This window comes from Nocardia brasiliensis (assembly GCF_042691675.1).
Classification (GTDB): Bacteria; Actinomycetota; Actinomycetes; order Mycobacteriales; family Mycobacteriaceae; genus Nocardia; species Nocardia brasiliensis_D.
Genome location: NZ_CP170507.1, coordinates 639,033 through 665,611 on the forward strand (window position 1 = coordinate 639,033; position 26,579 = coordinate 665,611).

26 protein-coding genes are annotated in these 26,579 nt (G+C 67.0%); 22 read left to right on the plus strand and 4 right to left on the minus strand.

The window, feature by feature from the left end; genetic code table 11:
• The first annotated feature begins 23 nt into the window (after positions 1-23).
• Positions 24-1,358 carry a PucR family transcriptional regulator gene (locus tag ACFK0J_RS03270; protein WP_378736428.1) on the plus strand — a complete coding sequence of 445 codons (1,335 nt, stop codon included), beginning with the start codon at positions 24-26 and terminating at the stop codon, positions 1,356-1,358.
• Between the two features lie 19 nt (positions 1,359-1,377).
• Here the strand turns inward: ACFK0J_RS03270 and ACFK0J_RS03275 are convergent, their stop codons facing one another.
• Positions 1,378-1,638, minus strand: coding sequence for a DUF2277 family protein (locus ACFK0J_RS03275; RefSeq protein ID WP_378736430.1), 261 nt, complete (start codon positions 1,636-1,638; stop codon positions 1,378-1,380).
• A gap of 286 nt (positions 1,639-1,924) precedes the next feature.
• Between ACFK0J_RS03275 and ACFK0J_RS03280 the strand changes: the two genes are divergently transcribed.
• Complete coding sequence (locus tag ACFK0J_RS03280) at positions 1,925-2,761, plus strand: DUF1266 domain-containing protein (protein ID WP_378736432.1); 837 nt, start codon at positions 1,925-1,927, stop codon at positions 2,759-2,761.
• A gap of 23 nt (positions 2,762-2,784) precedes the next feature.
• Here ACFK0J_RS03280 and ACFK0J_RS03285 read toward each other — a convergent pair whose 3' ends face one another.
• The gene (locus ACFK0J_RS03285) at positions 2,785-3,732 is read right to left on the minus strand and encodes a hypothetical protein (protein WP_378736434.1); all 948 of its coding nucleotides are present in this window, start codon (positions 3,730-3,732) and stop codon (positions 2,785-2,787) included.
• Between the two features lie 593 nt (positions 3,733-4,325).
• Here ACFK0J_RS03285 and ftsH point away from each other — a divergent pair.
• The 20 genes from ftsH (at position 4,326) to ACFK0J_RS03385 (ending at position 24,306) form a co-directional block, all read left to right on the plus strand.
• Positions 4,326-6,731 (plus strand): ATP-dependent zinc metalloprotease FtsH, encoded by a 2,406-nt coding sequence (ftsH, locus tag ACFK0J_RS03290; protein WP_378736436.1) that lies wholly within the window; start codon positions 4,326-4,328, stop codon positions 6,729-6,731.
• Between the two features lie 296 nt (positions 6,732-7,027).
• Positions 7,028-7,633, plus strand: coding sequence for a GTP cyclohydrolase I FolE (folE, locus tag ACFK0J_RS03295; protein WP_378742589.1), 606 nt, complete (start codon positions 7,028-7,030; stop codon positions 7,631-7,633).
• 11 nt (positions 7,634-7,644) lie between these two features.
• Positions 7,645-8,538, plus strand: coding sequence for a dihydropteroate synthase (gene folP, locus ACFK0J_RS03300; RefSeq protein WP_378736438.1), 894 nt, complete (start codon positions 7,645-7,647; stop codon positions 8,536-8,538).
• Complete coding sequence (folB, locus tag ACFK0J_RS03305) at positions 8,535-8,969, plus strand: dihydroneopterin aldolase (RefSeq protein ID WP_378736440.1); 435 nt, start codon at positions 8,535-8,537, stop codon at positions 8,967-8,969. Before folP ends, folB begins: the two co-directional genes overlap by 4 nt.
• Positions 8,970-9,042: 73 nt before the next feature.
• Complete coding sequence (gene folK / locus ACFK0J_RS03310; protein WP_378736442.1) at positions 9,043-9,594, plus strand: 2-amino-4-hydroxy-6-hydroxymethyldihydropteridine diphosphokinase; 552 nt, start codon at positions 9,043-9,045, stop codon at positions 9,592-9,594.
• Positions 9,591-10,061 (plus strand): DUF3180 domain-containing protein, encoded by a 471-nt coding sequence (locus ACFK0J_RS03315; protein ID WP_378742591.1) that lies wholly within the window; start codon positions 9,591-9,593, stop codon positions 10,059-10,061. The genes folK and ACFK0J_RS03315 overlap by 4 nt, the downstream gene beginning before the upstream one ends.
• Positions 10,062-10,131: 70 nt before the next feature.
• On the plus strand, positions 10,132-11,139 hold the full coding sequence (locus ACFK0J_RS03320; RefSeq protein ID WP_378736444.1) for a DUF6779 domain-containing protein: 1,008 nt from the start codon (positions 10,132-10,134) through the stop codon (positions 11,137-11,139).
• A 199-nt stretch (positions 11,140-11,338) separates the two neighbouring features.
• A complete protein-coding gene (locus tag ACFK0J_RS03325) occupies positions 11,339-12,262 on the plus strand; it encodes a Rossmann-like and DUF2520 domain-containing protein (RefSeq protein ID WP_378742593.1) in 924 nt (307 codons plus the stop codon).
• Entirely contained in the window at positions 12,262-13,191 is a 930-nt protein-coding gene (gene panC / locus ACFK0J_RS03330) for a pantoate--beta-alanine ligase (RefSeq protein WP_378736446.1), read from the plus strand. The genes ACFK0J_RS03325 and panC overlap by 1 nt, the downstream gene beginning before the upstream one ends.
• A gap of 27 nt (positions 13,192-13,218) precedes the next feature.
• Positions 13,219-13,638, plus strand: coding sequence for an aspartate 1-decarboxylase (gene panD, locus ACFK0J_RS03335; RefSeq protein ID WP_378736448.1), 420 nt, complete (start codon positions 13,219-13,221; stop codon positions 13,636-13,638).
• Positions 13,639-13,652: 14 nt separating this feature from the next.
• Positions 13,653-14,453, plus strand: coding sequence for a type III pantothenate kinase (locus tag ACFK0J_RS03340; RefSeq protein WP_378736450.1), 801 nt, complete (start codon positions 13,653-13,655; stop codon positions 14,451-14,453).
• Between the two features lie 153 nt (positions 14,454-14,606).
• Positions 14,607-15,224: a cysteine dioxygenase gene (locus ACFK0J_RS03345; RefSeq protein WP_378736452.1), complete on the plus strand. Its 618-nt coding sequence runs from the start codon at positions 14,607-14,609 to the stop codon at positions 15,222-15,224.
• An 11-nt stretch (positions 15,225-15,235) separates the two neighbouring features.
• The gene (locus tag ACFK0J_RS03350) at positions 15,236-15,658 is read left to right on the plus strand and encodes a rhodanese-like domain-containing protein (RefSeq protein WP_378742595.1); all 423 of its coding nucleotides are present in this window, start codon (positions 15,236-15,238) and stop codon (positions 15,656-15,658) included.
• A 261-nt stretch (positions 15,659-15,919) separates the two neighbouring features.
• Positions 15,920-17,419 (plus strand): lysine--tRNA ligase, encoded by a 1,500-nt coding sequence (gene lysS / locus ACFK0J_RS03355; protein WP_218478124.1) that lies wholly within the window; start codon positions 15,920-15,922, stop codon positions 17,417-17,419.
• Positions 17,420-17,534: 115 nt separating this feature from the next.
• Positions 17,535-17,894 carry an Lsr2 family protein gene (locus ACFK0J_RS03360; protein WP_029900677.1) on the plus strand — a complete coding sequence of 120 codons (360 nt, stop codon included), beginning with the start codon at positions 17,535-17,537 and terminating at the stop codon, positions 17,892-17,894.
• A gap of 280 nt (positions 17,895-18,174) precedes the next feature.
• A complete protein-coding gene (locus ACFK0J_RS03365) occupies positions 18,175-18,735 on the plus strand; it encodes an FHA domain-containing protein (protein WP_378742597.1) in 561 nt (186 codons plus the stop codon).
• A gap of 128 nt (positions 18,736-18,863) precedes the next feature.
• Complete coding sequence (locus ACFK0J_RS03370) at positions 18,864-19,460, plus strand: DUF1772 domain-containing protein (protein WP_378736454.1); 597 nt, start codon at positions 18,864-18,866, stop codon at positions 19,458-19,460.
• Positions 19,461-19,558: 98 nt separating this feature from the next.
• A complete protein-coding gene (locus ACFK0J_RS03375) occupies positions 19,559-20,500 on the plus strand; it encodes an esterase/lipase family protein (RefSeq protein ID WP_378736456.1) in 942 nt (313 codons plus the stop codon).
• Positions 20,501-20,985: 485 nt separating this feature from the next.
• Positions 20,986-23,541: an ATP-dependent Clp protease ATP-binding subunit gene (locus tag ACFK0J_RS03380; RefSeq protein WP_378736458.1), complete on the plus strand. Its 2,556-nt coding sequence runs from the start codon at positions 20,986-20,988 to the stop codon at positions 23,539-23,541.
• A gap of 117 nt (positions 23,542-23,658) precedes the next feature.
• Positions 23,659-24,306, plus strand: a complete 648-nt coding sequence (locus ACFK0J_RS03385) for a VWA domain-containing protein (protein ID WP_378736460.1) — start codon at positions 23,659-23,661, stop codon at positions 24,304-24,306.
• On the opposite strand, the gene ACFK0J_RS03390 is transcribed toward ACFK0J_RS03385, so the two are convergent.
• Together ACFK0J_RS03390 and ACFK0J_RS03395 are read right to left on the minus strand one after the other, a co-directional pair.
• Positions 24,307-24,969 (minus strand): response regulator, encoded by a 663-nt coding sequence (locus ACFK0J_RS03390; RefSeq protein WP_378736462.1) that lies wholly within the window; start codon positions 24,967-24,969, stop codon positions 24,307-24,309. It abuts the gene before it with no gap.
• A gap of 88 nt (positions 24,970-25,057) precedes the next feature.
• The gene (locus ACFK0J_RS03395) at positions 25,058-26,527 is read right to left on the minus strand and encodes a sensor histidine kinase (protein ID WP_378736465.1); all 1,470 of its coding nucleotides are present in this window, start codon (positions 26,525-26,527) and stop codon (positions 25,058-25,060) included.
• Positions 26,528-26,579 lie beyond the last annotated feature (52 nt).

A 26,579-nucleotide genomic window follows, 5' to 3' on the forward strand; every position in this document is an offset into this window, starting at 1 on the left:
TCATAGAACAAAACGGAGGAGCTGTGACCACCGCATCACCCGACCGGATCGGCCCGAACTCCGAAGTGGTCCGCGGCTGGTTGGCGGAGTACGTCTACGAGACGATGCGGACCGAGACGCTCGAGCAGGTCGTCGACCGCCTCGACAGCGCGATCATCGCGCGCATCCCGGAACTCGCCGACCGCGATCTGCGCCGTGATCTCGCCGCGAGCACGCGCGCCCATGCCAGGGTGATGCTGAGCGGAATCACCAGCGACACCTTCGAATACACGCTGCCCGAAGAGGCGCACGCCTTCGCGCGGACGATCGCCCGCCGCGGCTTCGAGCTGCGAATGCTGCTGCGGACCTATCACGTCGGCATGGAAGCGGTGCTCGACTACATGACCGAGGCCATCGATCAGCGGCAGGCCCCGCAGGAGATCGAACGGGCGGTGATGCTGCGGCTGTTCGAGCGGGCGACGAAATGGGTCAGCATGTCGGTCGAGATGTTGACCGATACCTACATGGAGGAACGCGAGCGAGTGCTGCGGGCCGCGCTCAATCGGCGCACCGAGACCATCCGCGCGCTGCTGGCCGGTGACGAGCTCGACACCGACCAGGCGTCGGCCCGGCTCGGGTATCGGCTCACCCAGCGACACGTCGCCTTTGTGCTGTGGACCGACGAGGGCGAAGCCGGCAGTGGCGACGGCGAAGTCATCGGCCTGCTCGAACGGGTCGCGACCCGGGTCGCGACCGAAATCGGCAATGGCAAGGTGCTCACCGTCGCGTCCGGGTCGAGCGGCATGTGGGCGTGGGCCGGACTGGATGACCTACCGGGTGCCGGCGCGGGGCAGAACGGCTGGGCCGAGCAAGGTGCGGGCGAGCCGGGCGCGGTCGAGCGAGTCGCGGCCGGTCTGGTCGAACCGCCGGTCCGGATCGCCTTCGGGGTGCCCGCCGGGCACGTCGCCGGGTTCCGGCAGAGTCATCGCGAAGCGGTGGCCGCCAGGCATGTCGCCGAGCGCGGACCGGCGGGTGCGGCCAGAGTTATCGGTTATCGCGATGTGGAGATCGCCTATTTGGCCGGCGCCGACGACACGGCGATGCGCGGCCTGATCGGGCGGGAATTGCGCGCGCTGTCCGGCTCGGACCCGAACGCGGCGCGGCTGCGCGAGACGTTGCACGCCTATCTGAAGAGCCATCGCAGCCCCGAGGCGACGGCGAAACTGCTTGGGGTGCACAAGAACACGGTCCGCTACCGAATCCAGCGGATCGAGGAACTGCTGGGTTATCCGATCGAGCAGCGCAGCTTGCCGTTGGAGCTGGCCCTCGCCTGCGTTGCTGTCTACGGTGTAGACGCGCTGCCCGGAATCAGTGCTTGAGCTGTGCGTTTATCTGCGGTCAGTCGGCCGACGCTTCGCGGGCTGCGACGCGCAACGGTGGCTCGGTCGGCGGGGCGACCGGTCGGTCCGGTAGGTCCGCCAGCAGCTGTGTGGTGGCCGCGGCGATGGCCGCGACGGCCTTGTCGACCGCCACTTTGGTGGTGGAGCTCAGGCCGGACACACCACCGACCGTGCGCACGTACTGCAGTGCGGCAGCATAGATTTCCTGCTCGGTAGCGGCAGGCTCCAGGCCACGAAGGAGGGTGATGTTGCTACTCATGCGAGCACAGTAGCTCTCGAGCCCGCTATGCGGCAGGGCAAGAAAGTCCTGAGGCGAAAATCGCTGTTCGCCATGCCCGGCAAGCGGGTGGCGTTCAGCGATCGACGCCGACTTCTCGGGCACACCGGACCCCCACGCGCGAGGCTTTCGCGCGCCGGTTCGCGGCCGTCTCGTGTCCGAGTCGGCGCAGCGCATGCGATGTAGTCGCCAGTCGCGACGGCTCGAACACGAGACCAAGGGGCCGCGAACCACGCCGCGCCGCAGGCGCGGCCAATAGACTCGGCTCATGCCTGCCCGCGGTGTACCTACGTTGACGACCTTCCCGTACGAGGAGCTGGATCAGCGCGAAGAGGACCACTGGTCCGGCGCGGCGGTAGCCGATGACGAATTGCGCGCGCTCGCGCTCGGCGCTTTCTACTCCGCCCGCTGGGATGCCTTCCACGATGCGCTGCTGCTCGGCCCGGAGCGCGAGCATCCGCTTGGCGACCGCCGCGAGCTCGCCATCGACACGCTCACCGGCGCCTGGGGCATCACCGACGGGACCGAGGCGCAGGCGTCGATGGAGCAGTTGCTGGACGGCATGCACGCGCCGCTGTACGCGCTGGTCCATCCGCTGGTGATGGCCTCGGTCAATGCCAGTGAACGGGACAGGTTCGGTGAGCGCGCCGACCGGCACCGGGCGTTCCTGCGCCAGGTCGGTTCGTTCCGCGGGATGGACAATCCGGAGGCGCTGGTCCGCGACTACGACATCTGGTCCCAGGCCATCAAGATCGGCTTCACCGACCATCTCGCGCGCCCGCTGCCCAGCGACATCCACGCCTGGGATCTGGCCCGGGTGGTCGCCGTGGCGCGGATGGCCTTCACCGCCGGTTACCTCGACGCGGATCTGGCCTGGGACTATCTGGCCCGCGCCCTGCCCATCGCGCAGGCCAAGTACCGCAACTGGCGGCAGTTCGGCGATGCCTATCTGACCGGCTGGACCTATTGGCAGGCCTGCGAAGACCTCGCCGAACTGAAGAACGGCGGCGTCGACCGGCGGATGGAACTGCTGCGCCTGTGGATGCGCCCGACCAGCCCGTGGCGGCGGATCAGCCTGACCGTGCCGCCGGTCGTGCAGGCCTGACGCGCGGCCCGGACCGTCGTGAACTATCCGCCGTCGGGCAGGGAACGCAGAATGCCGCGGCCGTAGCGCTGGAACTGCGCGTCGTCGACCATGCCGAGTGAATGGCGCTCGACGAGCAGTTCCCATTCCGAATACAGCTGCGACACACCTGGATCGGCCGGACCGGCGGCGCCGTCGGCGGAATCGCGGCGCACCGCGAAGTTCACCGCGCAGGTGACGCGCTCGGTGTCGGCCCGATCGGTGCCGGTGAAACGGAAGGTCATGTTGCCGTCGTGCACTTCCATGCTCGCCTCGCCGCGGACCGCGCCGATCTCGCCGGCCACCACGGGCGTGCCGTCGGTGTTGCGGGCCCACATCACCGCCGGGATGGGTAGCTCGTGCGCGTAGCGGGTGCCGGTGCCGATCGAGATGAACAGCAGTCGCCCGGTCGTCGCGGCGAGCAGGCCGGGGCCGTTGCCCGCGGGCGGGTGCGCGTGCGCGACCGCGGTCTCCAGCACGTACTCGTCCGGTGTGACGTATCGGTGCAGGGCGGCGATCGCCGACTTCGCTTCGCGATGCGGGGCCATCCGGCGCACGGCACGGTCCACGTCGGCGCGGGTCGGGCCGGACTTGCCCCAGGTAGGGGCGGGCGGGTGCAAATCGGGGGCGGCCACGTCGATGCGCTGGGTCGCCAGGATCTGGCTGTTGATCCGGTCCACGATCTCGGTGGCGGCGGGCACGTCGTGCTCGGCGATGAGCACCGGCAGCGGGGTACGGTCCGCGGGTACGCCGGTCAGCACCGGGGTCGGGTATCTCAGGTAGATCTCGATGACGACGGCGTCGTCGGCGCGCCGATTCAACCGAACCTTCAACAGGTCGGTAACCGGTACGTCGAGCACCCGCTCGCCATCGGAGCCAGGACGCAGGACGATCAACCGTCCGCGGCCGTGACGCACTATCGCTGTGGGTGTCCGTAGCTCAACTATGTCCATACCCCCTGCGCTCTGTTCGATTTGCGGTGTTCGCGGTGCCCTCCGTGGTTACGCTTCGCTGCCTCCTCCGGGCCAGTCGCTCGCACCGCGGTGTTCGATTTGCGATGTTCGCGGTGCCCTCCGTGGTTACGCTTCGCTGCCTCCTCCGGGCCAGTCGCTCGCACCGCGGTGTTCGATTTGCGATGTTCAAGGTGCCCTCCGTGGCTACGATTCGCTGCCTCCTCCAGGACCCATCGCTCGCACCGCGGTGTCTGTTTGCGGTGCTCAGGGGGCCTTACGTGGTTACGCAAGCTACCGCCTCCGGGCCGGTCGCTCGCGCCGCGGTGTTGTGTCGTCGCTCACGATAGGCCGAACATGCCATGATTGTGACCACTTGGAGTAACCCGGACCGGGGACTTCGGGAACCACCGACGTCCCTTGGCCGTTTACCTCTTTAACTGCACCTGCAGCCGAACTGCGCGATGTATCGACTAGACCGTACGCGGTAACGTGGCATGTCCGCATCCGAACCCTCCCGGAGCCGGACGCGCCCGACGCATCGCTTGCAAGAACCCGGAGACACCGGAAAGGACTGGCCGGCCGGCCGACGCTCTATGAACCGCAAGACAGTGTTTCGCACCCTGGCCATAGTCTCGGGCATCTTGCTCGTGATCTATGCGTTCAGCTACTTCGGCAATGACACGCGCGGCTGGAAGAGCGTCGATACGTCCGTCGCATTGAGCCAGCTGAACGATAAGAGCAACGTCAAGAACGTTCAGATCGATGATCGTGAACAGCAACTACGCATCGAGCTGAAGAACGGCAACGACGCGACCGGTGGCCAGAGCAAGATCATCGCGAAGTATCCCGGTGGCAGCGAGACTTCCGGACAGGTCTTCGACGCTGTCAAGAACTCCGGCGCGCCCTATAACACCGTGGTCAAGCAGGAGAGCTGGCTCACCCAGATCCTGCTGTTCGTGCTGCCGATGGTGATCTTGTTGGGGCTGTTCGTCTTTGTCATGGCCCGAATGCAGGGCGGTGGTCGCGGCGGCATGATGGGCTTCGGTAAGTCCAAGGCCAAGCAGTTGTCCAAGGACATGCCGAAAACCACGTTCGCCGATGTGGCCGGTGCCGACGAGGCGGTCGAAGAGCTCTACGAGATCAAGGACTTCCTGCAGAACCCGGTCCGCTACCAGGCCCTCGGCGCCAAGATCCCGAAGGGCGTGCTGCTGTACGGCCCGCCCGGCACCGGTAAGACGCTGCTCGCGCGCGCCGTGGCCGGCGAGGCGGGCGTGCCGTTCTTCACGATCTCCGGTTCGGATTTCGTCGAGATGTTCGTCGGTGTCGGCGCCTCCCGAGTGCGCGACCTGTTCGAGCAGGCCAAGCAGAACAGCCCCTGCATCATCTTCGTCGACGAGATCGACGCGGTCGGCCGCCAGCGCGGCGCGGGCCTCGGCGGCGGTCACGACGAACGCGAGCAGACGCTGAACCAGCTGCTGGTCGAGATGGACGGCTTCGGTGATCGCACCGGCGTCATCCTGATCGCCGCGACCAACCGCCCCGACATCCTCGACCCCGCGCTGCTGCGCCCCGGCCGGTTCGACCGGCAGATCCCGGTCGGCAACCCCGACCTGGCCGGCCGGCGCGCCATCCTGCGGGTGCACTCGCAGGGCAAGCCGATCGCACCCGACGCCGACCTCGACGGTCTGGCCAAGCGCACCGTCGGCATGTCCGGCGCCGACCTGGCCAACGTGATCAACGAGGCCGCGCTGCTCACCGCCCGGGAGAACGGCGCCGTCATCACCGGCGACGCGCTCGAGGAGTCGGTGGACCGCGTCGTCGGCGGTCCGCGCCGCAAGAGCCGGATCATCAGCGAGCACGAGAAGAAGATCACCGCTTACCACGAGGGTGGCCACACACTGGCCGCCTGGGCGATGCCCGACATCGAGCCCGTCTACAAGGTCACCATCCTGGCCCGCGGCCGCACCGGTGGCCACGCCATGACGGTGCCCGAGGACGACAAGGGCCTGATGACCCGCTCGGAGATGATCGCCCGCCTGGTGATGGCGATGGGCGGCCGCGCGGCCGAGGAGCTGGTGTTCCACGAGCCGACCACCGGCGCATCCTCGGATATCGACCAGGCCACCAAGATCGCTCGCGCGATGGTGACCGAGTACGGCATGAGCTCGCGCCTCGGCGCGGTGCGCTACGGCCAGGAGGCGGGCGATCCGTTCCTCGGCCGCTCGATGGGCCAGGCCTCGGATTACTCGCACGAGGTCGCGGGCGCCATCGACGAGGAGGTGCGCAACCTGATCGAGGCCGCGCACACCGAGGCGTGGGCCATCCTCAACGAGTACCGCGACGTGCTCGACGTGCTGGCCACGGCGCTGCTGGAGCGGGAGACCTTGCATCGCAAGGAACTCGAAGGACTGCTCGCTTCGGTGGAGAAGCGGCCGCGGATCACCGCGTTCAACGATTTCGGTGACCGGGTTCCGTCGACCAAGCCGCCGGTGAAGACGCCGGGCGAGCTGGCGCTCGAGCGCGGCGAGCCGTGGCCGCCGCCGGAGCAGATCCCGGCGCCGCTGCCCGCGGGTGCGGCCAGGGAGAACCAGCCCGCCAACGGTTATCCGGAGGAGGGTGGCTACACCGCCGCACCGCAGTACGGCTATCCCGCACCGCCCGCGTCCGGCTACCCGGCGCAGCCGCCCGCTCAGGGCTACCCGCAGCGCGGTGGCACGCACGGCTCGCGTCCGGACTACGGCGCTCCCGCCGGTTGGTCGGCTCCGGGTTGGCCGCCGCGTGACGAGCAGCAGCAGCCGAGCCAGCCCACCGGCTGGACCGAGCCGCAACAGCGCCACGGCTACCAGCCGTGGGGTCCGCAACCGGGCGCCCAGGACGGCGGTTACGACCGCGGCAACTACGGCGACCAGCCCGGCTACGAAGAGCCCGGCCGGACGAACCCGAACGGCGAGGGCGACACCGACAATCGCGAGTGGGATGGCCCGAACGGTCGACGCTGAACCAGGCCGGTGCTCTCGTGTCCGCAGTGGTACGTGAGCACCGGCTCCGGGTCTATCGCCCGTGCCGCGCTGTTCGATCGGCGGCGCGCACGGGCCCGTCGCGGTGACGCGGGCTACCGCCTCCGGGCCTGTCGCTCGCACCGCGCCGGTGACGATTAGGCTCGACCATCGGGGTGCCGAGTAATTGCCGGCATCCGAGATTTTGGAGGTGTCCTCGATTGTCGGCCAACAATCACGTCGGCGGCCACGCGCTCGCCGATTCGGACGGTACCGCGGAGAACGGTTCCGGCAATGGCATGACCAGGCCGGAGCTCATCGCTCTTGAAACTGGACGGGCGTTCGACCAGGACCGGGCCGAAGCCGCGGTTCGGGAGTTGCTGCTCGCTGTCGGTGAAAATCCCGACCGGCCCGGTTTGATCGATACGCCGGCCCGGGTCGCCCGCGCCTATCGGGAGATGTTCGCAGGGCTCTATGTCGAGCCGGAAGACGTGCTGAACACCACCTTCGACGAGGGTCACCAGGAACTGGTGCTGGTCCGCGACATCCCCATGTACTCCACCTGTGAACACCACCTGGTGTCCTTCCACGGTGTCGCGCACGTCGGCTACATCCCCGGCAAGCACGGCCGGGTGACCGGACTGTCCAAGCTGGCCCGCCTCGTCGATCTGTACGCCAAACGCCCGCAGGTGCAGGAGCGCCTGACCAGCCAGGTCGCCGACGCGGTGATGCGCAAGCTGGATCCGCGCGGCGCCATCGTGGTGGTCGAGGCCGAACACCTGTGCATGGCGATGCGCGGCATCCGCAAGCCGGGCGCGAGCACCACCACCTCGGCGGTGCGTGGCCTGCTGCAGTCCAGTCCGTCCTCGCGCTCCGAGGCCCTCGATCTCATTCTGCGGAAGTGAACGAGGATCCGATGACCGCAGTGGGGAGCAGCTTCGCACGTGGCGGGCGCTCCTGTGTGGTGATGGGCGTTGTCAACGTCACCAGTGACTCCTTTTCCGACGGCGGGCGCTACCTCGATCCCGACCTCGCGGTCGCGCACGGCGTCGAGTTGTACGCGGCGGGCGCCGACATCATCGACGTCGGCGGTGAGTCGACCAGGCCGGGAGCGGTGCGGATCGATCCCGAGACCGAGGCGGCCCGGGTGGTCCCGGTGATTCGCGGATTGGTCGCGGCGGGCGTGCCGACCAGCGTCGATACCATGCGCGCGGCGGTGGCCGAGGCGGCCCTCGCCGCGGGTGTTTCGGTGGTGAACGACGTCTCCGGCGGCCGCGCCGATCCCGACATGGTGAAAGTCGTTGCCGCCGCTGATGTCCCGTGGATCCTCATGCACTGGCGCGCGGGCGCGGACTACCGGCACACCGGCCCGGCCGACCACTACGACGACGTGGTCGCCGAGGTGCTCGCCGAACTGACCGCCCAGGTGGACCTGGCCGTGGCCGCGGGGGTCGACCCGTCCCGGCTGATTCTCGATCCCGGCCTAGGCTTCGCCAAGAACGCCGAACACAACTGGGCGTTGCTCGGTGCGCTGCCCGAACTCGTGGCCAACGGCCTGCCGATTCTCATCGGCGCCTCCCGCAAACGCTTCCTCGGCGCGCTGCTCGCCGACGACTCGGGCCCGCGACCGCCCGACGGCCGCGAGACCGCCACCGCGACGGTTTCGGCACTGGCCGCTCTGCACGGTGCCTGGGGCGTGCGCGTGCACGACGTGCGCGCCTCCCTGGACGCCATCACCGTTACCGATGCCTGGCAGGCCGCTGCCCGGCAGCACACCGCCACGCCGAGCTCGCGAGGAGCACACCGATGAGTCCGACCCCGACCGACGCTGAGCATGTTGCGTCGCAGGAGAATTCGTCGATCCGGCGCGGTGCCGACCGCATCGAGCTGCGCGGCCTGCGGGCGTTCGGCCATCACGGCGTGTTCGATCACGAACGCCGGGACGGCCAGGAGTTCGTCGTCGATCTCACCGTGTGGGTGGACTTCTCCGTCGCCGCGGCCTCCGACGATCTGGTCGCCACTGTGGATTACGGCCAGCTCGCCGAGAACGCCGTGCGAATCATCCAGGGCCCGCCGCGCAACCTCATCGAGACCGTGGTCTCCGAAATCGCCGACGACGTAATGACCGATCCGCGCATCAGCTCGGTCGAGGTGGTCGTGCACAAGCCCGCCGCCCCGATTCCGCACACCTTCGCCGACGTCCGAGTCGTCACCTCGCGCCATCGCGGGGAGCCGCTGTGAGCCCGATCAGTGAGCCGACCATCGGCACCGCGCCCCGAGGCGTGCTGGAGCCGAGCCGCAGCGAGGTGGCGTCGTGACTCGTGCGGTGCTCTCCATCGGTTCGAATCTGGGCGACCGGCTGGCGCATCTGCGCAGCGTGGTCGACGGCTTCGGTGCTCGCGTCGTGGCGGTGTCGCCGGTGTATTCGACCGCGCCGTGGGGTGGGATCGAACAGGACGACTACCTCAATGCCATTGTCGTGGTGGAAGATCCGGCGTTCGACTGCGCGGATTGGCTGCGCGAGGGCCAGCGGCTCGAGCAAGCCGCCGATCGGGTCCGCGAGGTGCGCTGGGGCGCCAGGACCCTCGATGTCGACGTGATCTGGTGCGCGGAGCGCGCGGACGGCGAGCTGGTGGCCTGCCGCAGCGAGGATCCGGAGCTGACCCTGCCGCACCCGCAGGCCCATCGGCGCGCGTTCGTCCTGATCCCGTGGCTGGACGTGGAATCGGACGCGGTGCTCGAGGTCGACGGCCGCGCGCAGGCGATCACGGACCTGCTCGACGAACTCCCGGTCGCCGAACGCACCGGCGTGCGGCGGACCGAGCTATCCCTGTCGTCCGCCGAAGGATCGGCCCCGTGCAGCTGAAACCCACTCGAATCCTGGACTTGGCGGCGAACGTGGTGATCGCCGCGCTCGTCGCGTGGGTCGCTACCCGGATGGCCTACAACAGCTTTCCGCCGATCTCTACCTACGCGGGCGCCTCGCTGTATCCGGTGGCGGCCATCGAGGCGGTGCTGGCGTTCGTGATCCGGGCGAAGGTCAATGACAACCAGCTCGGCGACGGCAGGAATCAACTGCATCCGATCACCGCGGCCCGTGCGGTCGCGTTGGCCAAGGCGTCGCTGCAAGTCGGTTCGATCGCGGCGGGTGTGTGGCTGGGTTTCCTGTTCTGGGTCTTCCCGCAGCGGGGCACGCTCGGCGCGGCCGCCGCCGACAGTCCGGGTGCCATCGTGGGGATGCTGGCGGGGGTGGCTTTGGTTGCTGCGGCCCTATGGCTCGAGTATTGCTGCCGGGCTCCCGACGACCCTACCGACGATCCAGCAATCACTTAGCAAATATCTCCTCCGGAATTGCCGCACCGAGTTGTGGGCGTGGCGAGTCGATCAAGCTACCCTGGCTTGCATGGTTTCACCCTCCCGTACCAGCACTTCCCGTCGACGGCGGGACGACGCGGGAAAATTGTTCATCGGCGTATTGATTCTGCTCGGGCTGGTTGCCAGCGTTTTCCTGGTATTCAGCAACAGCTTGCAGTTCGTACGGATCGGTCTGGTCGCTGCCCTATGGGCGGCGGTCATCGGCGCGTTAGCTGCGACGAGATATCGCAAGGAAGCGACGATCGACAAGGCCAAGGTTCGCGATCTGCAGACGGTCTACGAGTTGCAGCTGGAGCGTGAGGTCACCGCCCGGCGCGAATTCGAGCTCGGGATCGAGGCCAAGGTGCGCGAGGAAGTGGGCGCCGACGCCACCGAGCTGGCCGCGCTGCGCGCCGAACTCACCGTGCTCCGGCAGAGTCTGCAGCGGCTGTTCGACGGCGATCTGCCGATGGATCGGCCCGCGTTGCGCGCCGACGCGACCCGGATTCAAGAGCTGACCAGCGCGGTAGCCGACCCGGCGAATAATAGCTCCGCGAATGCCGGACCCTGGGCCGTCCCGCCGAACCAGCAACCGCGCAGCAGCGTGACCCCGGTGTTCGTCCCCGATCATCCCGAGCCGCCCGCCTTCGCCAGCCCCTTCGACGACCCGGTCACCGCCGAGACCTCAGCGGTACCCGTCGAACACGACGAAGACGAATTCGAAGTCACCGACGTGGACATCAACGACCGCGACGATCTAACGCAGTCCTCGTCGGGTTGGTCCGACGCCTTCACCGAGGGGCCGGTCATCCAACCCGCACCCGAGCCGACGCAGGCTCCGGCACCGAAGCCCGCGCCGAAGCCCGCTTCGTCCTATCCGTCGACCCGTCCCTCGGCCTGGCCGACGACGGAGTCGCCGACGATCGGTACCGCGAGCTCGCGCAGGCGACGCCGCGCCGAAGCCGATGCCGACTCCGAGGTGCCCGAGCGCAGGCTGTCGGTCGCGGAGATCATGGCCAACCTGCAGTCCGAAGAGAAGAGCCGCGACCGGCGGTGATTGCTGTCGGGCCTGGTAAACGGCAAATCGGGCATTGCGGTGTAAATCACTGCTCGGGTCCGTGGCACTGGCAAACATCGGGCCGATATCCTCGATGACGAAACGTCCGGTACCCGCAAGGCGGGACTGGAACGACATCGAGAGGACAATGTTGACCTCGAGAAGCGTGAATCCTGACGACGCGACTTCGGGCTACCCCATATCGAGCGACCAGCACAGCGGTGACCCCGCACCCGCGCGCCTGACGGTTGGCATCGTCTCGGCGGGACGGGTCGGCTCGGCACTGGGCGCGGCACTGGAGCGTGCCGGACACGTGGTGTTCGGCGTCGCCGCTATCTCCGATGCCTCGGTGCGGCGGGCGCGTACCCGGTTGCCCGACTCCGAGATCCTGCCGGTCGAGAAGGTGGCGGCCCGCAGTGAACTGCTGCTACTCGCCGTGCCCGATACCGAGCTGGCCGGTTTGGCGCGCGGCCTGGCGAGCGCGAAGGTGGTCCGGCCGGGCACCATCGTGGCGCACACCTCCGGTGCCAACGGCGTCGGCGTGCTCGCCCCGCTCGCCGAAAGCGGCGCCCTGCCATTGGCCATTCACCCCGCGATGACCTTCACCGGCCATGACGAGGACATCTCCCGCCTGAGCAACGCGTGCTTCGGCATCACCGCCGCCGACGAGATCGGCTACGCCATCGGACAGGCGCTGGTGATCGAGATGGGCGGTGAACCGGTCCGCGTGCAGGAGCACAATCGCGCGCTCTACCACGCCGCGCTCGCGCACGGCAGCAATCACCTGGTCACGGTGATCGTGGATGCCCTTGCCGCACTGCGGGTCGCGCTCGAGGGCCCAGGCCTGCTCGGGCAGCAGATCGTCGACGATCAGCCGAACGGGCTGGCCGAGCGATTGCTCGCCCCGCTCGCATCGGCCGCGCTGGACAACGCGCTGCGGCGCGGGCAGTCCGCGCTGACCGGTCCGGTGGCGCGCGGCGACGCGGACGCGGTGGCCGCGCACCTGGCCGCACTGGAATCCGTCGACCCCCGCTTGGCCGAGGGCTATCGCGCGCTGTCGCTGCGGACCGCCGAACGAGCGGGTACCAATCCCGCTGTCATCGAGCTGCTGAAGGGGCGCTGATGTTCGATCCGAAATTGCGTGGCGCCTACCGGCCCGGTGAGTTGACCGTGCACCACGACCCGGCGGTGGTCACCCAGGTGTGCAACGCGCTGCGTAGCGTCGGCCGCACGGTCGCGTTGGTGCCGACCATGGGCGCGCTGCACGAAGGCCACCTGGAAATCGTGCGCCTGGCCAAACGGAACAACCAGGTCGTGGTCGTCTCGATCTTCGTGAATCCGTTGCAGTTCGGCGTCAACGAGGACCTCGACAAATACCCGCGCACCCTGGACGCCGACGTCGCACTGCTGCGCGAGGAGGGTGTCGGGCTGGTGTTCGCGCCCAGCGTGTCCGACATGTACCCGGACGGCCCACGCACCACGGTGCACCCGGGCCCGATCGGTGCCGAGCTCGAAGGCGCCAGCCGGCCAACGCATTTCGCGGGCATGCTGACCGTGGTCGCCAAGCTGCTGCAGATCGTGCGGCCGACCGAGGCCTACTTCGGCGAGAAGGACTACCAGCAGCTCACGTTGATCCGGCAAATGGTTCGAGACCTCAACTTCGACGTCAAGATCAAGCCGGTCGCCACCGTGCGGGAACAGGACGGGCTGGCCATGTCCTCGCGGAACCGGTTTCTCGATGCGGCGCAGCGGGAATCGGCGCTCGGCCTGTCCGCGGCGCTGGCCGCGGGCAAGCATGCGGGTGGCCTCGGTCCGGACGCGGTGCTCGCCGCGGCCCGCCAGGTGCTCGATGCGGTGCCCGGCCTCGACGTCGACTACCTCGAACTGCGCTCCGCCAATCTCGACCCCGCTCCGACCACCGGCAATGCCCGGCTGCTCGTGGCCGCCAGGGTCGGCCCGACCCGGCTGATCGACAATGTGGCCGTCACCCTCGGCGCCCCGATCGACGGCCACCCCAACGTCTCCGCCGCGCGGGCCTCCCAGCCTGCCTAGGCCACGAACCAACGAAAGGGCGACGCAATGTTGCGCACCATGATGAAGTCGAAGATCCACCGCGCCACGGTGACCCACGCCGACCTGCACTACGTCGGCTCGGTGACGGTCGACCAGGATCTGCTCGACGCCGCCGATCTGCTGGAAGGCGAGCAGGTCTGCATTGTCGACATCGACAACGGCGCCCGCCTGGAGACCTATGTCATCGCGGGTGAACGCGGTTCCGGTGTGATCGGCATCAATGGTGCCGCCGCCCACCTGGTGCACCCCGGCGATCTGGTCATCTTGATCGCCTACGGTCAGTTGAACGAGCAGGAACTCGCGGAATACGACCCGAAGGTCGTTTTCGTGGACGAGCGCAATCGCCCGGTGGAACTCGGCTCCGATCCCGCGCACGCGCCGGAAGGCTCCGGCCTCACCTCGCCGCGCTCCCTCTCGTTCGCCTGAGCACCGAGCCGGACATGCTGCTGACAATCGACGTCCGCAATACCAATATCGTGATCGGTCTTTTCTCGGGCAGCGGCGCGCATTCGAAACTGGTGCGGCACTGGCGGATACACACCAATCCGCTGCTCACCGCCGATGAATTCGCCAGCCAGGTGCGCGGGCTGGTCGGCGCGCAGCTCGACCAAGTGATCGGAGTATCCGCCCTCTCCACGGTGCCGCCGGTGCTGCGTGAACTGCGGACGATGTTGAACCAGTATTGGGGTCACGTGCCGCATGTACTGGTGGAACCCGGGGTCCGCACCGGCATTCCGCTGCTGGTGGACAACCCGAAAGAGGTGGGTGCGGACCGGATCGTGAACTGCCTGGCCGCCTATCAGCACTATTCCTCCGCGGCGATCGTTGTCGATTTCGCCACCGCGATCTGTGTCGACCTGGTCTCGGCGAAAGGGGAGTTCCTCGGCGGGGTCATCGCGCCTGGCGTGGAAATTTCGATGGAAGCCCTGGTGGAGCGCAGTGCGCTGCGCCGAGCCGAACTGACCAGGCCACGCTCGGTGCTCGGGAAGAACAGCATGGAATGCATGCAGTCCGGTGCGGTTTTCGGTTTCGCCGGGATGGTGGACGGGCTGATCGACCGGATTCGCGACGAGTTCGAGGCGTTTGCCGGCGACGATGTCGCGGTGGTTGCCACCGGACCGAGTGCGGCGCTGATCGTCCCGGAGTCGGAGACGATCGACAACCACGACCCGTACCTCACCTTGACCGGCTTGCGTCTCGTATACGAGCGAAACCAACGCCGCAAGGGAGTGGGCGCGTGAGGTATGCCATTTGCACTGTGCGTCGGCGCTGATACACTCACCGCTGTGAATTCCCGCGTGCGCACCCAGGAGTGTTGTCGAGGCTGACCTGGCCTCGACCGTTCGAGGCCGACCACCGCCCTCGACCGTTCACATACTCCTGGAGATTCGCTCATGCGTTCTTCCGTTCTTTCCCTCTCTTCCGCACGTGACGCCTTTTCGGCAACCCCGCCGCTGGAACGCGCCGTGGCTTCCGCATTGCCGACCCGCCTGCGTCCCGCCGATTTACTGCGATTGACCGACGAGGGCGCCGAAGACGTACTGGCCGGGCGGTATGACCACCTCCTTCCCTCGAATGGCGTCTGGCCCGCCGACGAACGGTGGGCGGCCCGGCTGCTCACCGATGACGAAGTCGATGTCTGGCTGATCAGTTGGACACCGGGGAAATCCACCGAACTGCACGACCACGCCGGCTCGCTCGGCGCATTGACCGTGCTCAGCGGCGCCCTCTCGGAATTCCGTTGGAACGGAAGCGAACTGCGCCGCCGCACGCTCGCCGCGGGTGATCAGGCGTCGTTCCCGATCGGCTGGGTGCACGACGTGATGCGCGCCCCCGCCCAATCCGTGCCGAGTACCGACCCGGCCCTCGATCCCGCACTGCTCGAACCCACGCTCAGCGTGCATGCCTATTCCCCGCCGCTCACCGCCATGTCCTATTACGAGGTCACCGGCCACGGCACCCTGCGGCGCACCCGAACCGTTCTCACCGACCAGCCCGAAGGTGATATGTAATGAGCGAACGTTTGACCATCGATCAGATGCTCGAGAACGCGCGCGCCCAGCTGAAGCGGATCTATGCCTTCGAATTGCCGGAGGCGCTCGCCAGGGGCGCGATTCTGGTGGACATTCGGCCGCAGGCGCAGCGCGTGCGGGAAGGCGCGTTGCCGGGCGCCCTGGTGATCGAGCGGAATGTGCTGGAATGGCGGCTCGACCCGACCAGTTCCGCGCGCTTGGCACTGGCCACCGATCACGACGTGGAATGGATCATCGCCTGCTCCGAGGGCTATACCTCCAGCCTGGCGGCAGCCGCGCTACAGCAACTCGGGCTGCACCGGGCGACCGATCTCGTCGGGGGCTTCCACGCATTGAAGGCGGCGGGTCTCCTGCACATCGGAATCCGGGCGCCGCACTTCGCCCGCGAGGTCGACGCGCTCGCCTCGCTGTAATTGCCGGTATCGCTTCCATCTCGAAACATAAGGTCGCACAAGCGCTTTCGTGCGGCTGTCGGCCGGTGCCCGCTATTTCCGGTGATACCGCACCGCGCAAATCCGGCGCCGGGCAGCGCCCGGAACCGAGACCGATTCGTTACTCCGTGAACTAGGCCGGGCGGCCCGCAAAACGATTTCCGGTGCACGCTAGGGTTGTTGGATGTGAGCACCAGCAACACTCCCTCGTCCAGCGATCCCGCATCGGATTCGCGGCCTGCCGTGGCGTCCGACGCCGACGACGCCCCGGAGCAGATACGGATTCGTAAGGAGAAGCGGGAGCGGTTGCTCGCCGACGGCGGTGACGCGTATCCCGTGGTCGTGCCGCGCACGCACACCCTTGCCGAAATTCGCGCCGCATATCCCGATCTCGCAGCCGACACCCAGACCGGGCTGCAGGCGGGTGTCGCTGGTCGCGTCATATTCATGCGTAATACCGGCAAGCTGTGTTTCGCGACGCTGCAGGAGGGTGACGGCACCAAGTTGCAGGCGATGATCAGCCTGAACGGTGTCGGCGCCGACGCACTCGCGGCCTGGAAGGCCGATGTCGACCTCGGTGACTTCGTTTTCGTGCACGGCGAGGTGATCTCGTCGCGGACCGGCGAATTGAGCGTCATGGCCGATTCCTGGTTCATGGCGGCCAAGTCGCTGCGGCCGCTGCCGGTGGCGCACAAGGAGATGAACGAGGAGTCGCGGGTCCGGCAGCGCTATGTCGATCTGATCGTGCGTCCGGAAGCCAGGGAAATGGCACGGACCCGGATCGCGGTGGTGCGCGCGCTGCGCAATGCGCTGGAACGCCGCGGTTTCCTCGAGGTGGAGACGCCGATGCTGCAGACGCTGCACGGCGGCGCGGCGGCCCGGCCGTTCGTCACCCATTCCAATGCGCTCGATATGGATCTCTACCTGCGTATCGCGCCCGAGCTGTTCCTGAAGCGCTGCGTGGTCGGCGGGCTGGAGCAGGTCTTCGAGATCAACCGCAACTTCCGCAACGAGGGCTCGGACTCCACCCATTCGCCCGAGTTCGCGATGCTCGAAACGTATGAGGCGTACGGCACCTACGACGACTCCGCGCGGATGACCCGGGAATTGGTGCAGGAAGTAGCGCAGGAGGTGTTCGGAACCCAGGTGGTGACGCTCGCCGACGGCACAGAATACGACCTGCGCGGCGAGTGGGCGACCGTCGAGATGTACCCGTCGCTCTCCGACGCCCTCGGCGTCTCGGTGACACCGGAAACTTCGATCGCCGAATTGCGCGAGCTCGCCGATCGGGTCGGTCTGGAAATTCCCGAGGACAAGGGCTATGGCCACGGCAAACTCGTCGAGGAACTGTGGGAACACCAGTACGGCGACAAGCTCTACGCACCGACTTTTGTTCGTGACTTCCCGGTGGAGACCTCACCGCTCACCAGGCAGCATCGGAGCAAGGCGGGGGTCACCGAGAAGTGGGACCTCTATGTCCGTGGCTTCGAGTTGGCTACTGGCTATTCGGAGTTGATCGATCCGGTGATCCAGCGCGAGCGGTTCGTGGATCAAGCACGACTGGCCGCGCAAGGTGACGACGAGGCGATGGCGCTGGACGAGGACTTCCTTGCCGCGATGGAGCACGGCATGCCGCCGACCACGGGTACCGGTATGGGAATCGATCGTCTGTTGATGGCGTTGACGGGTCTCGGAATCCGGGAAACAATACTGTTCCCAATTGTGCGACCGGTCACTCGCTGACTGGTTGATTGCTAAATCTCCGCCCCGTCTTGGAAATTTTGGAATTCGAGGTATTCTTGCCTCGGGTAATCGGCCTAGTATGCGGGTCGCACGATTTCGAGAGGACGTTCATCTCATGGCAAAGAAGGTCACCGTTAGCCTGATCGACGATGTCGATGGGGAGTCCATCGCGGACGAGACCATCGAGTTTGCGATCGACGGTGTGTCGTACGAGATCGACCTGTCGTCGGCAAATGCGGCGAAGCTGCGCGACGGGCTGGAAGAGTGGGTTTCGAGCGCGCGTCGTGTGAGTGGCCGGCGCCGGGTCAAGGCCGCCGCGACCGCGACGGGTGCCCCGAAGAGTCGGGTCTCGATCGACCGGGAACAAAGTGCAGCAATTCGCGAGTGGGCACGTCGGAATGGACACAAGGTGTCCGCGCGGGGTCGTATCTCCGCCGACATCACCGACGCGTACAACAAGGCCGCGAAGGGTTAGTTTCATATTTTTCGCCCGCCGCCCCCGCGAATCGTGCGACGCAGGGGCGGCGGTTTTGTCTTTCTCGGGCGGCCATACCCTCTCGGTATAACAGTGTCATGCGATGACACGCTGCCCGATGTGGCGCGCGGATCGATCTTGCTCGTGGTTCCAGGACGCGGCACCATGGAAACGTGCGGTGGTCACTGGCGGTATGGAGAGACGAGGTATCGGCGCAGTGACTGGTTTCGTCGGATCTTTTTTGCGATTCCAGGATGACACGGGTCGTCAGCAGGAGCTCATGCTCACCGCCGAGCGCGAACGGGTGACGATCGGGCGCTCGCCCCAGGCCGACCTCGCTCTGCCATGGGACGCCGAGGTGTCCCGGCTGCACGCGGCGATCGAGTACCTCGGTGCGCAGTGGACCATCGTGGACGACGGGCTTTCCCGCAACGGCACTTTCGTCAACGGCGACCGGCTGGTCGGCAGGCGCAGGCTGATGGCTGGCGACGTCATCCGGGTCGGCACCTCGCGGGTGTCCTTCCACGATTTCGGCGGCGCCGCCGACGACATCACCCGCACCTCCACCGGTTCGATCCCAACATTGCGGCAGCTCACCGAAACTCAGCGTGCGGTGCTGATCGCGCTGTGCCGCCCGTACAAGAACGGCGCGGCCTTCGCCACGCCCGCCTCCAATCAGCAGATCGCCGAGGAACTGTTCCTGAGCGTCGATGCGATCAAGACGCACCTGCGCGCGCTGTTCGCCAAGTTCGGGGTGGAGGACTTGCCGCAGAACGCGAAGCGGGTCCGGCTCGCCTTTCTGGCGATTCAAAGCGGACTCATCTCCGACCGGGACCTGTGACGCTCCGGTAGACGATCGCTTAGCCGGCCGAGTGTCTCGGCCATGGAGAGCCGTGCTGAAACCGGCTTGACTGATACCCGTGAACCGGAGCGATGAGGGCTCCGGTCGGGTTTCCCTCAGGAGGAAATATGACCGCCGCACGTCTCATCGCCCTGGTGCTGGCCACGCTGGCGACCGGGCTGATCGCGGGCCTGTTCTACGGCTACGCGAACTCGGTGATGCCGGCGCTGAATCGGACCGACGACCGCACCATGATCGACGTGATGCAGAAGATCAACGTGGTCATCATCAACCCGGTGTTCATGATCGGATTCCTCGGCACCGTCGGCTTTTCCATCCTCGCGGCGGCCTTGCATCTGGGCAAGGACCAGCGCGGCACGCTGATCTGGATCGGCATCGCCCTGGCGATCAACGTGATCGCGTTCGCGGTCACCTCCGGCCTGAACGTGCCGTTGAACAATCAGCTGGCGGCAGCGGGTGATCCGTCGCGGATCGCCGACCTGGCTGCCGTGCGCGCCGACTTCGAAGCCGTCTGGGTGCGTTGGAACATCGTCCGCGCGGTGCTGCACACGCTGGCCTTCCTGGTGCTGTGCGGCGCGCTGTTCGTCGCCGGTATGCAGCACGGCAAGGCGAACGCCGCTGGTGCGGCCGCACCCGGTCAGTATGTGGCGCAGGGCCATCCCGGACAGTTCCCCGGTCAGCCGGGTGTCGCGGCCTACCGCTAGCGCTGGTACCAACCGCCACAAGCGATTTCGCGACTCGCCCCCGCCTGGGACACCGCTGCGGTAGCTTTCTGGAACACGTTCTAGATTTGGAGGCTACCGTGCGGCGTGTTCCAGGCTTTTCGTTTCTCGTCGTCGTACTCGCCGCACTGTGGATCGCCGCGGCCGGTCCGGCGCGGGCGCACCAGTACCCGGTCGACTACAACTTCTTCGCGGGCATCCCCAACGAGTTGACGAATCCGGGTGGCTCGTTGCCCGGCGCCAACGATTGGTCGTGCCGCCCGAGCGCCGCCCATCCGAACCCGGTGGTGCTCGCGCACGGCACCGGCGGTGGAGCACAGACGAATTGGGGCGTATACGCGCCGCTGCTGGCCAATCAGGGCTACTGCGTGTACTCGATGACCTACGGCGCCTACGACCTGCCATGGCCGATCTCCGCCATCGGCGGCATGCTCCCGATGGAGCAGAGCGCACCCCAGTTCGCTGCGTTCGTGGACCGCGTGCTCGCCGCGACCGGCGCGCAGCGGGTCGACATCGTCGGCCATTCGCAAGGCAATTTCATCGGCAACTATTTCGTCAAACGGCTCGGCGGCGCAGCCAAAGTGGACAAACTCGTCGCCATCGCCCCACCCTGGCTCGGCTCCGATGTCGCGGCCATAGCCCAGATCGCGGCCTTCAGCCAGCGCCTAGGCGCAGGCCCCGCCTTCGACACCCTGGTCGGTTCCCTGTGCCAGGCCTGCCGCCAGGTCGTCGAAGGCTCCGACTTCCTACAAGCACTAAACGCCGACGGCGTCTACCACCCGTCCGTCACCTACACCAACATCGCCACCCGCCTCGACGAGCTAGTCGTTCCTTACACCGCAGGCCTCGTCCCAGCCCCGAACGTCACAAACATCGTGGTCCAAGACACATGCGCCCAGGACTTCTCCGAGCACGCAGGCATCGCAGGCAGCCCCCGAGCCGCCGCCTACGTCCTCAACGCCCTCGACCCAGCGAACCCAAGAGAAGTCCCCTGCACGTTTGTCGCCCCCTTCACCGGGTAGAACCCCCGTCCGAAAGCTATGACCGACCCCTGACCCACCACAGCGCGAGTCTTACGAGCGCCGTTCGTGGCCCGTCTCGCGTCCGAGTGGCCGAAGCGCACGCGACGAAGTCGCAAGTCTCGGCCGCTCGGACGCGAGGCCCACCCGTCGCCCGACCACCGCCCCTCATGGAATCGCTACGCGATGCTGACATTCAGGGGCCACGAACACGCCGCGGCCACGCGGCCAAAGACACGGCCAAAAATTCAGCTCAGGGCAAAACCGTATTCGGAAACGAATGCTGCAACGCGCACGTTATGAGTGAATGACCGTGCTGACGCTGGTCGCCAATAGGGTGGACTGGCGGCGGCAGTATCCCCCGCCAACTAGAGTGGAGGCGGGGGCCACGACCCCCGGGCTTCATGGCAGGCTGACGCCCACGGTTGTAACACAGCACACTGCGGCGTCTGTTGCCAGAATGTCGGAAGCAGGAGAGTGAGGGAGCGATGTTCGAGAGGTTCACCGACCGCGCGAGGCGTGTCGTTGTCCTGGCCCAGGAAGAGGCCCGGATGCTCAACCACAACTACATCGGCACCGAGCACATCCTGCTGGGGCTGATCCATGAGGGTGAGGGTGTCGCGGCCAAGTCGCTGGAATCGCTCGGCATTTCGCTGGAGGGCGTGCGCAGCCAGGTGGAGGAGATCATCGGTCAGGGCCAGCAGGCTCCGTCCGGTCACATCCCGTTCACCCCGCGGGCCAAAAAAGTCTTGGAGCTGAGTCTGCGCGAAGCGTTGCAACTCGGCCACAATTACATCGGCACCGAGCACATTCTGCTCGGTCTCATCCGCGAGGGTGAGGGTGTCGCCGCGCAGGTGCTCGTGAAGTTGGGCGCCGACCTCAACCGGGTGCGCCAGCAGGTCATTCAGCTGTTGTCCGGGTATCAGGGCAAGGAGCCGGTCGAGTCCGGCTCGCGTGGTGAGGCGGGCACGCCGTCCACTTCGCTGGTGCTCGACCAGTTCGGCCGCAATCTGACCCAGGCCGCGCTCGAGGGCAAGCTCGACCCGGTCATCGGCCGCTCGAAGGAAATCGAGCGGGTCATGCAGGTGCTGAGCCGTCGTACCAAGAACAACCCGGTGCTGATCGGCGAGCCCGGTGTCGGTAAGACCGCTGTCGTGGAGGGCCTGGCGCAGGCCATCGTCAACGGCGAGGTCCCCGAGACGCTGAAGGACAAGCAGCTGTACACCCTCGACCTGGGTTCCCTGGTCGCGGGCAGCCGCTACCGCGGTGATTTCGAAGAGCGCCTGAAGAAGGTGCTCAAGGAGATCAACACCCGCGGCGACATCATCCTGTTCATCGACGAGCTGCACACGCTCGTCGGGGCGGGTGCCGCCGAGGGCGCGATCGACGCCGCGTCCATCCTGAAGCCGAAGCTGGCCCGTGGCGAGCTGCAGACCATCGGCGCGACCACGCTCGACGAGTACCGCAAGTACATCGAGAAGGACGCCGCCCTGGAGCGCCGGTTCCAGCCGGTGCAGGTGGGCGAGCCGACGGTCGAGCACACCATCAACATCCTCAAGGGTCTGCGTGACCGCTACGAGGCACACCACCGGGTTTCCATCACCGATGGCGCGCTGGTGGCCGCGGCGACCCTGGCGGACCGCTACATCAACGACCGGTTCCTGCCGGACAAGGCGATCGACTTGATCGACGAGGCCGGTGCGCGGATGCGTATCCGTCGGATGACCGCTCCGCCGGACCTGCGCGAATTCGACGACAAGATCGCCGATGCGCGCCGGGAGAAGGAAAGCGCGATCGACGCGCAGGACTTCGAGAAGGCCGCGCGGCTGCGCGACAAGGAAAAGCAGTTGGTCGCCAAGCGCGCCGAGCGGGAGAAGCAGTGGCGCTCCGGTGATCTCGACGTGGTTGCCGAGGTCGACGACGAGCAGATCGCGGAGGTGCTGGCCAACTGGACCGGCATCCCCGTCTTCAAGCTCACCGAGGAGGAGACCACCCGGCTGCTCCGGATGGAGGACGAGCTGCACAAGCGGATCATCGGCCAGGAGGATGCCGTCAAGGCCGTCTCCAAGGCGATCCGCCGCACTCGCGCCGGCCTGAAGGATCCGAAGCGTCCGTCCGGTTCGTTCATCTTCGCCGGTCCGTCCGGTGTCGGTAAGACCGAGCTGGCCAAGTCGCTGGCGAACTTCCTGTTCGGCGACGACGACGCGCTCATCCAGATCGACATGGGCGAGTTCCACGACCGCTTCACCGCATCGCGGCTGTTCGGTGCCCCTCCCGGGTACGTCGGCTACGAAGAGGGCGGTCAGCTCACCGAGAAGGTGCGCCGCAAGCCGTTCTCCGTGGTGCTGTTCGACGAGATCGAGAAGGCCCACCAGGAGATCTACAACACCCTGTTGCAGGTGCTGGAGGACGGTCGGCTCACCGACGGTCAGGGTCGGACCGTGGACTTCAAGAACACGGTGCTGATCTTCACCTCGAACCTCGGTACGTCGGACATCTCCAAGGCGGTCGGCCTGGGCTTCACCCAGTCCAACATCCAGGGCTCGAACTACGAGCGGATGAAGCTCAAGGTCAACGACGAGCTGAAGAAGCACTTCCGGCCCGAGTTCCTCAACCGTATCGACGATGTCATCGTCTTCCACCAGCTCACGACCGATCAGATCGTGCAGATGGTGGACCTGATGATCGGCCGCGTCGGTGTCCAGTTGAAGAACAAGGACATGTCGATGGAGCTGTCCGAGCAGGGCAAGGCGCTGCTGGCCAAGCGTGGCTTCGACCCCGTGCTCGGGGCCCGGCCGCTGCGCCGGACCATCCAGCGCGAGATCGAGGACCAGCTGTCGGAGAAGATCCTCTTCGGCGAGATCGGCCCCGGTCAGACCGTCTTCGTCGATGTCGAAGGCTGGGACGGCGAGGGCTCCGGCGAGGACGCCAAGTTCACCTTCACCGGCAAGACGAAGCTGACCAAGTCGGATTCGACCGAGGACAAGCCCGAGGTCGTGCTGACCGGTGCCGCTGAAGGCACCGCGGAAGCGGCCGGCGAGTAAGAGCAACACGTGGAAGGCCCGCTCCCGTTGGGGGCGGGCCTTTCTCGTTGGTTCAGCGCATGGGCAGTTCGCGGGAGTACGTTGGATGGGGTTCACAGAACCGACCCGGGGGTGCGCATGACAAATCCGGACTTGACCCTGATCGCGGTACTACTCGACCGCTCCGGGTCGATGCAGTCGATCAAATCCGACACCGAGGGCGGCTTCAGTGCCTTCATCGAAGAGCAGCGCAAAGTACCGAAGACGATCGAGGTGACACTGGCGCAGTTCGATACCGAATACGAGTGCCTCTACTCGAACCGGCCGATCGCGCAGGTGCCGCCGCTCGACCTGCAGCCACGCGGCATGACCGCGCTGTACGACGCGGTCGGCAGGCTGATCACCGACATCGGCGCGGAACTCGCGAAACGGCCCGAACCCGAACGGCCGAGTACGGTCATCGTCGTCGTGCTCACGGACGGCCACGAGAACTCCAGCAAGGAATGGTCGCATGCCGCGGTGAAATCGCTGATCACCCAGCAACAGGAGGTCTACAGCTGGAACTTCCTGTTCCTCGGCGCCAACATGGACGCGGTCGCGATCGGCACCGAAATGGGCTTCGACCCCCGCAACTCGATCACGTATGCCGCTGCGCCGCAGGGTGTTTCGGGCGTATTCCGGGCCGCCGCGGCGAGCTCGGCCCGGCTGCAAGCCGCACCGCCGGGGTCGGCACCCAGCGGATTCACCGACGCGGAACGCGAACAGTCGAATCCCGGTAGCGCGTAATCACTGCCAGCCCGGCCGCACCAAGCCGGATTCATAGGCCATGACGACCAATTGGGTGCGGTCGCGGGCGCCGAGCTTCATCAGAATGCGACTGACATGGGTGCGGGCGGTGGCCGGGCTCATGAACAACCGAGCACCGATTTCGGCGTTCGTCAGACCCTCGGCGACCAGCACCATCACCTCACGCTCACGTTCGGTGAGTTCGGAAAGTGTCGCGGGCGGCGGAGTTTTGGCGTGGGTGGAGAATTCCGCGATCAGCCTGCGGGTGACGCCGGGGGACAGCAGCGCGTCACCGGCCGCGACCACCCGGACGGCCCGGACCAGATCGGCCGGTTCGGTGTGCTTCACCAGGAAGCCCGTCGCGCCGGAGCGCATGGCCTCGAAGACGTACTCGTCGAGCTCGAAGGTGGTCAGCACGACCACCTTCACCTCCGCGAGCTTGGCATCCTCGGCGATCATCCTGGTGGCGGCGAGCCCGTCCAGGATCGGCATCCTGATGTCCATCAGCACCACATCCGGGACGAGGCTGCGGGTCATCCGCACGGCCTGCTCGCCGTTGTCCGCCTCGCCCACCACCTCGATGCCGTCCTGTGCCGCCAGCAGCGCGACGAAACCGGCGCGGACCAGCGCCTGATCGTCGGCCACCAGGACTCGGACACTCACGACTCCACCTCGCTGACGCTCGGCTCCGTCGTGCGCATCGGCACCCTGTGTCCTCGGTTCACTCCCGGACGGTCGCTCACGGCGTCTCCTACTGCGTTACCGGGCCGGGCGCGCTGGACTGGTGCGCCTTGTCGTCCGGCCGGATCGGCCGCACGTTGTCCGGTCGCACATTGTCCGCTTGGACCACGTCGTCGGAACGACTCGGCGGCAACGGCTTTCGTTCGCTCGGCGCCATCGGACGCAATGGCAGCCGGGCCGCTACCCGGAACCCGCCGCTCGGGCGGGGACCAGCGGTGAGCGCGCCGCCGAGGGCGTGTGTCCGCTCCCGCATGCCGATGATGCCGTTGCCTCCGCTCGTTCCCGATCGCACGGCCTGCGCGGTCGGGCGGGAGTTGTCGACCGTGAGATCTACCGATTGCGCTGTGTAGCGCACGGTCACCGAGGCTTCGGCACCCGGCGCGTGCCGCACGACGTTGGTCAGCGATTCCTGGATGATCCGTGCGGCGGCCACGTCGATCACGCCGGGCAGCTGCTCCGGTTCGCCGATTACCTTGGTCTGCACCGTCAATCCGGCCGCACGCGCCCGCTGGAGGAGATTGTCCAGATCGGCGATGCTCGGCGCGGGGGTCCGCGGTGCCGCCGGGCGCGGGACGGCCTCGGCGGATTCGGTACCGGCGCCGGCCGATTGCTCGTCTTCCGCGGAAACACGCTCGGCGCCTGCCGAATTGCGCCCGCCCCAGCCACGCGGACGGCGGCGGCTCGGCGCGCTCGGTTCGTCGTCGACGAATTCGTCCGCCGAGCCGTCTGATTCGCCGACCGTGCTTCCGGTGCGGATCGAGTGCAGCAGCGTGTGCACCTCCGCGAGCGCGTCCCGGCTGGCCGTCTTGATCGCGTCCAGCGCGGTGGCGGCCTGCTCCGGCTTCCGGTCGAACAGTTCGAGTGCCACCGACGATTGCACATTGATCAGCGAAAGGCTGTGTGCCAGTACATCGTGCAGCTCACGGGCGATGGCGAGGCGCTCCTCGCTGGCGCGACGCTCCCGCTGCGCCTCCTCGTCGCGGCGCGCGGCCTCGGCCCGCTGCCTGCGCGCCACCAGCACGGCCTTGCGCTGCCGAATGCCCTCCGCCACGCACAGCAGCACGACGAGCCAGGCCATCAGCGCGAAGATCTTCCACACATCGGCGCCGCGCCCGAGCAGTTCGGGCAGCGGCCAGACCAGCACCAGATAGCCGAGCGGCACGAGTGGGTAAGTCCACCAGCGCGATCCGGTGCTCGCCGCGGTCAGGAAGGCGATGATCAGCGAGAGGAAAATCGGCCCGTAGCCGTAGCCGAGCGACAGATACGCGGCACCGGCGCCGAGCGCGACCAGCAACACCGGCACCGGCTTGGCCCGCCGCCAGATCAACGCGACCGGACCGGCGAGTAGTAGCAGGTAGCCGAGGACATCGAGCGAATTCTCGCCGGTCCTCATGTTCGCGAACGTGCCCCCGACGATCTGGAGCGCGGCCACGACAAGCGCCACGCCCCAGTCCCATCCCAGCGAGCCCCGACTCGTCATTGCTGCCCTCACCCACAGCAGCCTATTCGGCTGCACCGCGGATCGGCGTCCG